The organism is Candidatus Acidiferrales bacterium, assembly GCA_035934015.1.
Taxonomy (GTDB): domain Bacteria; phylum Acidobacteriota; class Terriglobia; order Acidiferrales; family UBA7541; genus DAHUXN01.
The window spans coordinates 1-11,271 of sequence record DASYYH010000008.1 but is presented as its reverse complement, the minus strand read 5'-3'; the positions used below and the strand labels follow the sequence as shown (position 1 = coordinate 11,271).

The 11,271-nt window shown below is 56.3% G+C and carries 10 protein-coding genes and 2 rRNA genes; 5 read left to right on the top strand and 7 right to left on the bottom strand.

The genetic code is table 11. The features are described 5' to 3' along the window. Positions 1-112 precede the first annotated feature (112 nt). Positions 113-1,843 carry a carboxypeptidase-like regulatory domain-containing protein gene (locus VGR81_04295; GenBank protein HEV2288153.1) on the bottom strand — a complete coding sequence of 577 codons (1,731 nt, stop codon included), beginning with the start codon at positions 1,841-1,843 and terminating at the stop codon, positions 113-115. 19 nt (positions 1,844-1,862) lie between these two features. Continuing rightward, positions 1,863-3,557: a GWxTD domain-containing protein gene (locus VGR81_04290; protein HEV2288152.1), complete on the bottom strand. Its 1,695-nt coding sequence runs from the start codon at positions 3,555-3,557 to the stop codon at positions 1,863-1,865. Between the two features lie 468 nt (positions 3,558-4,025). Here VGR81_04290 and VGR81_04285 point away from each other — a divergent pair, with 468 nt between their 5' ends. The 3 genes from VGR81_04285 to VGR81_04275 all read left to right on the top strand — a co-directional run bounded on the left by VGR81_04285 (position 4,026) and on the right by VGR81_04275 (position 7,073). Then, positions 4,026-5,435, top strand: coding sequence for an efflux RND transporter periplasmic adaptor subunit (locus VGR81_04285; protein ID HEV2288151.1), 1,410 nt, complete (start codon positions 4,026-4,028; stop codon positions 5,433-5,435). A gap of 85 nt (positions 5,436-5,520) precedes the next feature. Then, positions 5,521-6,261, top strand: coding sequence for an ABC transporter ATP-binding protein (locus VGR81_04280; protein ID HEV2288150.1), 741 nt, complete (start codon positions 5,521-5,523; stop codon positions 6,259-6,261). Between the two features lie 167 nt (positions 6,262-6,428). After that, positions 6,429-7,073, top strand: a complete 645-nt coding sequence (locus tag VGR81_04275) for a DUF1579 family protein (protein HEV2288149.1) — start codon at positions 6,429-6,431, stop codon at positions 7,071-7,073. 16 nt (positions 7,074-7,089) lie between these two features. Here VGR81_04275 and VGR81_04270 read toward each other — a convergent pair whose 3' ends face one another. Then, positions 7,090-8,490 (bottom strand): M20/M25/M40 family metallo-hydrolase, encoded by a 1,401-nt coding sequence (locus tag VGR81_04270; protein HEV2288148.1) that lies wholly within the window; start codon positions 8,488-8,490, stop codon positions 7,090-7,092. A 150-nt stretch (positions 8,491-8,640) separates the two neighbouring features. Here VGR81_04270 and VGR81_04265 point away from each other — a divergent pair, with 150 nt between their 5' ends. Together VGR81_04265 and VGR81_04260 are read left to right on the top strand one after the other, a co-directional pair. Next, entirely contained in the window at positions 8,641-9,216 is a 576-nt protein-coding gene (locus tag VGR81_04265; GenBank protein ID HEV2288147.1) for a hypothetical protein, read from the top strand. Positions 9,217-9,358: 142 nt separating this feature from the next. Next, positions 9,359-10,018 (top strand): DUF4919 domain-containing protein, encoded by a 660-nt coding sequence (locus tag VGR81_04260; protein HEV2288146.1) that lies wholly within the window; start codon positions 9,359-9,361, stop codon positions 10,016-10,018. A 118-nt stretch (positions 10,019-10,136) separates the two neighbouring features. Here VGR81_04260 and VGR81_04255 read toward each other — a convergent pair whose 3' ends face one another. The 4 genes from VGR81_04255 to VGR81_04240 all read right to left on the bottom strand — a co-directional run. Beyond that, positions 10,137-10,346: a type II toxin-antitoxin system HicB family antitoxin gene (locus VGR81_04255; protein ID HEV2288145.1), complete on the bottom strand. Its 210-nt coding sequence runs from the start codon at positions 10,344-10,346 to the stop codon at positions 10,137-10,139. Continuing rightward, entirely contained in the window at positions 10,339-10,599 is a 261-nt protein-coding gene (locus VGR81_04250; GenBank protein HEV2288144.1) for a type II toxin-antitoxin system HicA family toxin, read from the bottom strand. The genes VGR81_04255 and VGR81_04250 overlap by 8 nt, the downstream gene beginning before the upstream one ends. Positions 10,600-10,692: 93 nt before the next feature. Then, positions 10,693-10,809 (bottom strand): 5S ribosomal RNA (gene rrf, locus VGR81_04245). A gap of 205 nt (positions 10,810-11,014) precedes the next feature. Then, a 23S ribosomal RNA gene (locus VGR81_04240) occupies positions 11,015-11,271 on the bottom strand; the annotation flags it as partial.

Sequence of the window (11,271 nt, the reverse complement as noted above, 5' to 3'; positions counted from 1 at the left end):
AAGACATAATGTCTTCTAAATCTTTGGCTTAAGCCGATGTCGCAGGGCGCACACCGAAGACTTCCAGGATTCTGTAGATCGTATTCCACAATCGGTATACCAAATTCAGGGACTAGAACTGCAGACTCACACCACCGCGAAATGTCCGATACGCCGCCACCATCACCAGATTGCCATCCCGCGTCGTCATCGGAACGTACCCTTGCGCCAAAAGATTCCCGAAGTCGGCTACTGCCTCCATATGATGCAGGCACGGAATCGGCTGGCGGACCACCAGGTTGAAGTATGGGTCCAATTGGAAGAGCGCTTCGCCATACTCATCCTGCCGGGAAACCACCGTTCCGCCAATCCATTTGTATCCTGTCGTCACCTCTGTGCCGAGCACCGGAACCTTCGAGGAAACCGATCCTGCGATGCTGCTGTGATACGTCGTCGCCAGCAAAGTCCGTAATTCCTGATTCGTGGAAGGATCCGCGGTGGGAGAGAGCGCGCCGGAATATGCATATACAAGAGTCGTCGATAAATCCTTCGAAAATTTCTGCTGGTAGGCCGCCCGCATTCCCCAGGAGCTCGAATTTCCCGCGTCGTATGCAAAGCCATTCGTGAAGAAGTCCTGCAGGAAATTGGGGTTGCCGCTCACGGACGCGCCCTGGCCGAAGACGGCCGTGTCTTTTGATTGGTCATGGAAGGCCGAGAGCATCACGCGGCTGTGCCGGCGGAAAATATGCTCGACGGCGAGCTCTTCGTGCCAGCCGTCCTCAAGGACCGGACGGTCATTGCGGAAAAGCATGGTTGGAAACTCGTCGATCGAATCCAGCGCCGACTCCATCGGAGCTGTCGCTTCCGGACTGGATTCCGGCCACGGTCTGGAAGCAACCACAGCCGAAGCTTCCCAGCCACCGCCGAGTCTCGCGGCAATCTCCGCGCGCGGACGCAAACCCGCAGTATTGTCACTCCCAAGTCCGGTCAGGAGATATTCGGCGCCGTATCGCAGCGTCACGTTGTCGGTCAGCGCTAGCGTGCCCTCTTGATCCAGCCGCAACCCGCGGAAGACAGGGCCGTTGGGGCCGAGGCGCGATTGCCGCACCGCCAAACTCGTTCGCGGTCCAAATTTGGCATCGCCCTGCGGCAGCCAAACCGTGGCGAAGCCGCCATTCGACGTGTCGCTTTCATAGCTGAACTGGCCGGCAATCAGCAGTTGGCCTGTCGCTCCCACGCTCTCGTCATAAGCAACCGTAGTCGCCGGCGAATCAGAAAAACTGGTGGCTGCTCCTGGCCGAACGCCGGAAGTCACGTCCACACGGCTTCGCAGCCGATGATTTTCTTCCAGGTTCTCCGCGCTGCTTGATTCTCCGGCGCCCGAAAGCAGGATACCGTCATCGCGCCAGCGAAGGATCGGCCGCGTCCCGGGCGACGTCCGCAGGACCCATCCCCACTCGCCTTCCTGTGGATGCTGATTCGGGCGGCGTCGCAGGTCCGTGAGACCGCTCAACATCGAGCCAAGTTCGATTTCAACGCTCGTCGTCCGGCTGCTGCTCACGCGGACATTCGAAGCAAGCGTCGGCAGGAAACCCGCGAGCGTCACGCGCAGCGTATACAGCCCTGGCTCGAGCGCCGGCGTGGCGAAGTGTCCGCGTTCATTGGTGAGCAATTGAACCGGGTCGCCGGTCAGCAGCGATTCGGCCGTGATCACGACCGTCGCTCCCATCTGCGGCACACCCGAACCATCCAGCACGACTCCCGCAATTCGCCCGTCGCGAGATTCGGCCGACGTGGGCGAAATGCCCACGGCGATTAACCCAAAAACCAGGGCCGCCAGACCGATGATGCGCGCATTTGCCAAGCGTCTACCTCCCGTCCTTTCAATTCGTCGCGGCCTTCACCGTAAAGTCCGCCGAGGGAGTAATGATCTGATTGTCGCCGTTATCCGTTATCTGCACTTTGAGTTTGTATTGTCCGGGTGCCAGCGATTTGAGGTCCAGAACTTTCTCGATCCACATTTCTTCGCCGTGCTGATTGTATTGCTGCGAACTCTCCGAGAAGTTCAGGACTGTACGGTTATCCAAATTGTTGACCACCGCATACTGAATAATCGCATTCGCCTTGTTGGTTTTCGGGTCGACCTTGAGATTGTAAATCTGCAAGAACAAACCCATCTGCCCGTTTTGTTTAAACGTTGTGTCGAGCTTGGGCCGAATCTTCAAATCGCCAATAACAAACTCTCCCAGGCCGATGTCGCGTGACGAAACTCTCTGCATTTCATCCGCCAGAATCATCGAACTGGCTGCCAATTGGTCATCCTGGAATCGCGGCACATGCAAGCCAGTGTTGATCACGCCCAGGTTGCCGCTGTTGATGTCTTTCACCACCACGTCCAGCCGGTAGAGCCCGGGGCTCAGCGGAACTTCCTTCTGATAGATATTGAATCCCTTCAAATACTGCTGCATCAGCGAATCCGGCGTATCCGCGGAGATCGAGTCTTCGAACGTTTCCACGACTCGCCCGCTCACGCTCGTGATGCGCGCAAACAGATGCAGCGTCGCCGTCTGCACTCCGTTCTTATCCTGAAAACTCAAGTCTTTGTTGGGAATTTGAATCGTAATCGGAACCAGATCCGCATCATCCGTGACACGCAGGAAATCCGTGTGGCAGTCAAAGTGAATCTGGTTCGTCGTCAAGTGCGTGTCCACATCCTCTTCAAGGTCCTTGTATTTCACCGGCGGCGGCGTCCAGATCTTCGAGTACAAATCCAGCCGCGTGAACTCGTTCATATACTCCGGGGCTGAGCCCGGCCCGCCCATCGGAACAGGATCATGCGTGCCATCGGTATTCTTAAAGCGGTCGAGCTTCGACGATTCGCCCATGGCTTCCAGATCCGTCAAGCCCGCGCCCGGCACATACAGCAAAGCGTCTTTTTCGCTTGGGTCCGTCGTCAGGTGATACTCGCCCGTGCCTGAAGGATCCACGAATTCCAGAATCACGTTTTCACCGATTCCCGGCAAGTATCGATAGCGCCAGTCTTCAAACGGATAGGTCGTCGTTTCGCCGCCGCCCTCTTCTGCGGGTCTCGTATAAGGGCCGCCCGCCGGGTTCGAGTCCACCTCATCCGGCTTGCCCCACATCAGGTAGATGCGCCCGCGATCCGTCTTCCAACCCGGCACGCCCGAGGAGTACCTCTCGTTGACGTACGCAATCCGCTCGTAATAATCCTCTTTGTACGTGTTATCCGCGGAGTCCTGGTCCGGATTCCGCCGCTGCCAGAAATTCTCGATAAAGTTATCGCGCTCCTGGTTGGTTTCCAGTTGCAGGAAGGCAGCGCGCTCCTCCGCTGTAATGATGTAGGAAACCGGCCCGTTGAGCCATTCCTTGTAGACGGGCAGGAGTTCTCGTTCCAGATCCTTTTCCCGTTTCTTTTGCGCTTTTGCCTTGGCCTTGGCGTCGATTTCCTGCTGTGTTTCTTGCTGATCCTGATCCTGGGCATGTACGATGGCGGGAATAAGAAGGGCACAGCAGAAGGAGAAAATAGCAAAGATAGATAGCCCGCGACCGCGTTTCATTAGGGAACTCCCCCGGATGTCAAATTCTAGTCCCCCTCAGGACACCCGTCAAGCTAACCTTCACCGCTACTGACGCTTACCCGGTTCAGATTCCCGTGCCATATATGTGGGTTGCCTGCCATTCTCAAAATCTGCCGCCTGCAGGTCAATGGGTAACCCGTCGAAAAATATTTTAGATTTTGTGCAAACCAAAACTATCTTCTTCGTGTCTATATAGATGGGAAATCCCTCGGAACAACAATTTGTTTTGTGAGCCAGGCTCGATTACCATGATAGAGAAGCCATCGCTCCGCACGCGGACAGGTAAATCGATGGTTCGGCTCGCTGGGCAAGCTGGGGTGCTCGCGGTCGCTTGCGTGTCTAAGCCTCGGAGGACCTGGCCAGAAACTTTTTGACCCCCCGCATCGTATTAATGTTCAGGGGTGGGAACACCTCTCTTGTGGACTAAGGAATTCATAGGAAAAGGCGATGAAGAAGTCTAAAAGAACAGTTCTTATTGTCGTCGGCGTTGTCGCGCTCCTCCTCATAGTTGTTATCAGTGTCAAGCAGGCGGGCAGAGACACCGTCACCGTGCAATCCGGCGTTGCTGCGAAGCAAGACATCACCTCGCTTGTGACCGCATCCGGCGAAATCCGGCCGCAGAACTACACCAACGTGCTTGGCCAGGGCTTCGGCAAGATCACCGACATTGACGTGAACGAAGGCGATGTCGTCAAGAAAGGCACCGTCCTCCTGCGCGTCGAGCGCGTTCAGCCCGCCGCGGACGTCAAGGCGCAGCAAGCCACTATTGACTCCATGCAGGCCGCCGTGCAGTCCGCTCAGTCGGCTGACGTTGCCGCCCAGGCCGATGTGCAGCAGTCCGAGGCCAATCTCGAAAAGGCTCGTAACGACTGGGACCGCGGCCAGGGCTTGTATAAGGAAGGTTTGATCGCCAAGTCCGATTACGACACCTACAAGTCCGCCTACGGAGCCGCGGCCGCCACTCTCGCCGGAAATCAGGCTCGCGCAAAGCAAGCTCACGATCAGCTTGCCGTCGCTCAATACAATCAGGCGCAGGCTGCTGCCACCGAAGTTCACCTGCGTGACGTTCTCGACAAAACGACTTACGAAGCGCCGATTAGCGGCGTGGTCACGTTTATTCCCGTCAAGGTCGGCGAAAACGTCGTCCCCGGCATTCAAAATTCCGAGGGCAGCTACCTCCTCACCATCTCAGATATGTCCGAAGTCGACGCTGAAGTCATGGTCGACGAAACCGACATCCCCAACGTCAAGGTCGGCCAGGCTGCGGACGTCACGATTGATGCGTATCCGAACCAGACCTTCAAAGGCCACGTCGCCGACGTCGGTGAAGAGGCCATTTTGCGCACCTCCGGTTTGGCCACCACGCAGGAAACTTCCGCCAATAGCCAGGAAGCGCGCGATTTCAAAGTCCATGTGCGCCTCGATGCGCCTCCCAAGCTGATTCGCCCGGGCCTTTCCTGCACCGCGAAAATCAAGACCGCGCATCGCACCGATGTGCTCACCATTCCGATTCAGGCTCTCGCCGTGCGCTCGCGCGCGGAGCTCAAGGCCGAAGAGGAGCAGCAAAAATCCGGTGGCAATGTCACTCTGGCGGCTGCAAAGCCGGCGCCGAATCCGGACGGAACCACGGGCAATGATGATGTTCAGGGCGTTTTTGTCATTCGCAACAACAAAGCCATTTTCGTTCCCGTGCAGACAGGCATCACCGGCATCACGAACATCGAAGTGACCAGCGGCCTCAAAGTCGGCGACCAGATTGTCACCGGCAGCTACAAAGCGCTGCGTACCCTTCGTTCCGGCGCGACGGTTAAAATCGACAACTCCGCTCCGGTCATCACGGATCAATCGAGTTCCTAGTATCCTCTGCGTACGCGAAGGCTGGCTGGCGCGAACGCAGCGCGTTGTTCGCCTGAGCGCGAGAATCTCGAGGAGCAACATTCGCATGGCAGTTGAAGAAGCGACATCTTCCCTGGCGTTCCGGCAGGATCTCGTTGATGCCGGCATTGTCATCTGCACCGAAGACCTGTGGAAGACCTATACGATGGGCACGGAGGAAGTGCATGCGCTTCGCGGCACGAACCTTCAGATTCGCAAGGGCGAATACGCCGCCATCATGGGCCCTTCCGGCTCCGGCAAATCCACGCTAATGAATTTGATCGGCTGCCTCGATTCCCCGACCAAGGGCCACTACTGGCTCGCCGGGCGCCTTGTCAGCGAACTCGACGACGACGAGCTTGCCTACATTCGCAACAAAGAAATCGGCTTCGTCTTTCAAACTTTCAATCTCCTCGCGCGCGCCACCGCGCTTCACAATGTCGAACTGCCCATGATTTACAACGGCACGCCAGCCGAAGAGCGCCGCGTACGCGCCACGCAAACTCTCAAGCAGGTCGAACTCGGCGAACGCATGATGCACAAACCCAATGAACTTTCCGGCGGCCAGCGCCAGCGCGTGGCCATCGCTCGCGCGCTCGTGAATCATCCTTCGATTCTGCTCGCCGATGAACCAACGGGAAACCTCGATTCCCAAACCGGCGAGGAAATCATGGCTCTGTTCGCGCGCCTGCATCAGAGCGGCAACACCATTATTCTCGTCACACACGAACCCGACATCGCACGGCACGCGCATCGCGTCATCCGTCTGCGCGACGGCAAAATCGAAAAAGACGAAAAAATCAAGTAAGCTTCATGCTGTCGCGCAGGCCGCATCCGCACTTCTCTCGATGCGGAATCGAATCCAACGGATTTCAAGAGGCAACCCTGCGGCAAAATCCTGGTTCATCTCTAAAATTACGATGGCGATTCGCGCGTGCGGCTGGAAAATCGGCGCAGGGATTAAGGAGCGGAAAAATGAATCGGACAATGCGGCAAACACTTTCGAGAATCGCTGTCACTCTGGCCATTCTGGCCATAGCCACAGCAGCCAATGCGCAGTCCGCGCAAAATCCGCCGCAATCCTCGCAGCAGGAACAGGACGCCGTGCAACAGGCGCTCATCGCCGCTGCGACTCCCGGCCCGATTCATGCGCAATTGATGAAGCGCGCCGGCGAATATACGACGGTCACTACGCTCTATGCCACCGGCGCTCAGCCGCAGCAATCCACCGGAACCGCCACGCTCAAAAGCATTCTCGATGGCCGCTTCCTCGAAGAGACCAATTCCGGCGACTCCCTCGGCCAGCCTTATTCCGGCTTGCGACTTTATGGCTATAACAACGGCTCCAAGCAGTACGAAGCCGCCTGGATTTACACCGGCTCAACCGCGTTCCTCGTGCTGGATGGCTCCACCGACGATAGCGGCAAGATCGTGCGTTATTCCGGCGCGTTCCTCGGCCCGAATGGCGCAAGGCAAACGCTCCGCGTCACCGTCACGCAATCCGATGACGATCATTTCAGCGTGAAACTACTCGGCGAAGGCCCGGACAACACGCTCACCACGCTCGAAACCGTTTACACGCGCGTCAAGAAAATTCCGCCTCCGCCTGCCCATCGCTGATTGAAAACTGGCGCGCTCAGTTTCCGGACGACAGCGCCTTGATGTACCTATAAAAGAAATCCACGCCTTCATAGAACGAACTCTGCAAAATACGTTCGTCGCGGCCGTGCGCGCGAACGTCGTTCATGTCAATGAAGACTCCCGATATGCCGTACGTGGGAATTCCCGCGTCGCGCAGCAGATAACCGTCCGTAGCGCCGGTTTCCATCGTCGGAATCACCGGCGTGCCCGGCCACATTTCTCCCACGACTTTCTCATCCGCTTCCAGCACGTCCTTTCGAAGCGGCGATGCGGGGCTCGTATGCGGCGGCGCGATCGCCGAGACTTTGATCTGCGGATCGTCCAGCACTTTCACCAATGTTTTTTCTGTCTCTTCTTGCGTGCCGCCCGGGAAAATGCGGCAATTCACAATCGCGCTGGCGTCCTGCGGCAGCGCGTTGTTCGCGTGACCCCCGCTCAGTCGCGTGGCCACGCAAGTCGTGCGCAGCAGCGCGTTGTAATAGGGCGACTCCGAAAGCGTCTGGATGGCCGCGGCATCGGGTGGATTCTTGGCGGCTCCGGCCAGTTCGGAAGCCAGCGTTCCTTGCTCGATCTTCGACATGCGCTCGAAAAATGTGCGCGTCGTTTCGTTGAACTCCGTCGGAAATTGATAGTGCGAAAGCCGCATCAGGCCGCCTGCCAGATGGTAGATGGCATTGTCAGGGGAGGGCAGTGAGCTGTGCCCGCCCTTGTTGAAGACCTTTAGTTCGTAATCGGCATATAGCTTTTCGCTGGTTTGAATCGAAGTCAGCAGCGGCTTGCCGTCCTTGAGCTGGAAATCGCCGCCGTCGGTGTTGATACAGTATTCCGCGTCAATCAAATTGCGATGCTTTTCGAGCAGCCACGTAATTCCGTTGAAGTCTCCGCCCTCTTCGTCCGAAGTCAGCGCCAGAATCAGATCGCGATCGGGTTTGTAACCCTCCTCCTTCAGCCGGATGAAGTTCGCGGTCAGAATCGCGTCGCCGTCTTTTATGTCGCTCGTTCCGCGTCCGTAAAAGAAGCCGTCTTGTTCCGTCAGCTTGAATGGATCGAGCGACCAATCGGCGCGATTCGCTTCCACCACATCCAGATGCGCGATAAAGAGAATCGGCTTGCGCGCACCGCTGCCGTGAATTCTGGCAACCACATTGCCATGCCGCGCGTCTGGCCCCAGGACGGTCACGTCGCTCGCGGGAAATCCCGCTGCGCGCAGCCGCTCGGCAATTTCATTCGCGGCGGTGGTCATGTTGCCCACCGATTCCGTCGTGTTCGTTTCGATCAGTTGCTTGTAAATATCATGCGCCACCTTGTGCTCGTCCTGCGTCTGCTGTTGGGCGCCAGCCGTGGCGGCAATCGAGCCAGCGAGCACAAAGATCAAAAGCGATTGGTAAAGTTTCATGGCTTCTCCTGGACGCGCATGCAAATCTGTGCGACGTGCGAGGCTAACAGAATCGGCTGCGCGCGCCAATTGCAGACTCGCCTTGCCCCTGGCACTTGCTTTCGCCATTCGCTGGGAATATAGTCCAGCGCCAATCGGAGGTTGCCTGCCATGACGAAGAAAATTCTCTTGGGAGCCCTTGTTGGTGGCATCGTCGTCTTTATCGTCGGCTCTCTCTTGCACACCGTGCTGGGATTGGGACAGGTTGGCGTCAAGGCCCTTCCCCAGGAAAACTTACTGCTTCCGGCCATGCGCGTCTTGATTCATGAGCCCGGCTTCTACTATTTCCCAGCGCCCAATATGACGCCCGGCCGCACCAAGGAGCAAATGAATGCAGACGATACCGCCTACGCCGCGAAATACCAGCAGGGCCCCACGGGGATTGTGGTCTATTCGCCCGGCGGCACGGCGCTGAATTACAGCAAGCTGCTCGGCGGCGAATTCGCCATCGATGTCGTCAGCGCATTCTTTCTTGCATGCATTCTCGCCATGGGCGCGGGCGGAGTCAGTTCGTATTGGAAACGCGTCTTCGCCGTCACACTCGCCGGACTTTTCGCCGTCGTGTTTCTCGGCCTCGAATATTGGAACTGGTACAACTTCCCGGCGAACTATACCTGCGCGTACATCGCCAATGGCCTTCTCGATTGGTTTTTCGCCGGCCTCGCCATGGCGGCGATTGTGCGCTAGAGGATCGCCGCTTAGGGTTTTTGATAGAAACCTTTGAGACAATATCTCCGCGAATCGTGCAGATCGATGTTCGATCGGTTATCAATGCGTACGAAAAGCGTGAGACACATGCCGGCGTGTCTCACAAAATTCGGAGGTCTGAATGCCGCGTAGAAAAACAAAGTCCTTTCAATGCCGGAGCGGTGCGGCTGCATTATTTCTCATCACATTGTTTGCTAGCGCTGTCGCTGCGCAGAGCAAGCCCCAATCCTCGCCATCCTATGACGACCTCGTGCAGGAATCCAGAAACGGCGATCCGAACGTCAACTATGGCCAACTGCGAATGGCTTATGCTGCTAGCCCCAAATACTCTTCTGACGTCGACATGGATTCAGTGAAGAAAATGAATTCAAAACTACAGTCCAAAGACTACAAAGGAGCGCTAAAAGCTGCGAATGTGCTGTTGAACGAGGATTATGTCAGTATTGATGCGCATATCGTGGCGTATCTGGCGTATCAGGCACAGCACGATGCCGGGCACGCCCAACAGCAACACGATATTGCCATTGGATTGATTCAATCAATACTCGGCTCGGGAGACGGCAAGAGTATCGCTTCGGCATATAAGGTAATCTGTGTGCGAGAAGAATACAATGTATTGAATGCTCTCGGTCTCAGACCCCAGTCACAGGCTTTGTCGAAGCAAAACGACCGGGACTATGACGTTCTTACGGTTATGAATCCAAAAGATGGCACGACGTCCAAGCTCTATTTCGATACGACGATTTCGATGACCTATATGGACAAGCTGTTCAAGCAATAAGTCCACGCTGGGCCGTCAATTTCAAAAACAAAAGGGCTCCGAACGAAGTCTTCGGAGCCCTCATTAGAAATTTAATCCTGTCGGCGACCAATGTTCCCACGCGGTATCATCGGCCTCACTAAGCAAACACCAGACGGCCTTTGGGTGCGGGAATCTCACGGCCAAGTTCTTTCGCTGTTTCAATCCATTCTCTGATAATGATCTCGACGTTCGTGAGGGCCTCTCGGTAGGTTTTTCCGTCAGCGGCACAGCCAGCGAGTTCAGGCACTTCCGCGATGAACGCCTCGTCTTCCTGGCTCCAGTAAATAATAACTTCGTACTTAGGCATGCCGCCCCTCCACGAGCTTATACTTAATTATAACAGACCGGACCTGCTTCATCTGGTACGGTTTGCACTTGGATCCCTTCGGCTGCAAATTCAGGATTTCTTCCACGCCCTCGTGCGTGAAAATGTGGTGGCTTCCACGGATGCGCTCTTCAAAACCTAAATTCGAGAGCAGCTGACGCACTGCAGCAAACGCAATGTTTGCGTCAGATGTGCCGCGAAGAATTTGTTCCAGCGTTTTTTCGCTTCGGCTCATGTACGTCCGTGAAAGAATAGTCGAAGCCGAATACAGTCGCAAAACAAAAAGGCTCCGAGTTGTTCAAACTCGGAGCCTTCATCAAAAATTTAATCCTGGCGGCGACCTACGTTCCCGCACAGTTACCCGTGCAGTATCATCGGCCCTGCGGAGCTTAACTTCCGTGTTCGGGATGGGAACGGGTGTGACCCCCGCGGTTAGACCACCAGGAAAATCAGAGGCTGGAAGCTAGAGGTTCGAGGCTGGAAAAACTCGAACCAAAAGCGCAGCCGAAATTTTCAGTTCGCACGAATACTGCGAACTTTGCAACCGAAGGAAGCTGGCAAATCCACAACTCTGTTTCGAGTAGTGCGAGTGATGTTGCCGAACTTTCGCTAACGCGTCTGCGCGAAACGCAGCGGGTTGGGAAAGTTTTATGGTCAAGCCGAACGGCCGATTAGTACGGGTAAGCTGCACGCATTGCTGCGCTTCCACCTCCCGCCTATCAAGGTCGTAGTCTACGACCGGCCTTCTTAGGTGGCCGCAGCCACCTTGGGAAACCTTATCTCGAGGCGAGCTTCTCGCTTAGATGCTTTCAGCGATTATCTCTTCCGAACTTCGCTACCGAGCGATGCCACTGGCGTGACAGCTCGATCACAAGAGGTTCGTCCATCCCGGTCCTCTCGTACTAGG

Excerpts from the sequence above, each read along its gene's own strand:
- VGR81_04290 (HEV2288152.1), bottom strand. The coding sequence starts at position 3,557 with ATGAAACGCGGTCGCGGGCTATCTATCTTTGCTATTTTCTCCTTCTGC.
- VGR81_04285 (HEV2288151.1), top strand. The coding sequence starts at position 4,026 with ATGAAGAAGTCTAAAAGAACAGTTCTTATTGTCGTCGGCGTTGTCGCG.
- VGR81_04280 (HEV2288150.1), top strand. The coding sequence starts at position 5,521 with ATGGCAGTTGAAGAAGCGACATCTTCCCTGGCGTTCCGGCAGGATCTC.
- VGR81_04275 (HEV2288149.1), top strand. The coding sequence starts at position 6,429 with ATGAATCGGACAATGCGGCAAACACTTTCGAGAATCGCTGTCACTCTG.
- VGR81_04270 (HEV2288148.1), bottom strand. The coding sequence starts at position 8,490 with ATGAAACTTTACCAATCGCTTTTGATCTTTGTGCTCGCTGGCTCGATT.
- VGR81_04265 (HEV2288147.1), top strand. The coding sequence starts at position 8,641 with ATGACGAAGAAAATTCTCTTGGGAGCCCTTGTTGGTGGCATCGTCGTC.
- VGR81_04260 (HEV2288146.1), top strand. The coding sequence starts at position 9,359 with ATGCCGCGTAGAAAAACAAAGTCCTTTCAATGCCGGAGCGGTGCGGCT.
- VGR81_04255 (HEV2288145.1), bottom strand. The coding sequence starts at position 10,346 with ATGCCTAAGTACGAAGTTATTATTTACTGGAGCCAGGAAGACGAGGCG.
- VGR81_04250 (HEV2288144.1), bottom strand. The coding sequence starts at position 10,599 with ATGAGCCGAAGCGAAAAAACGCTGGAACAAATTCTTCGCGGCACATCT.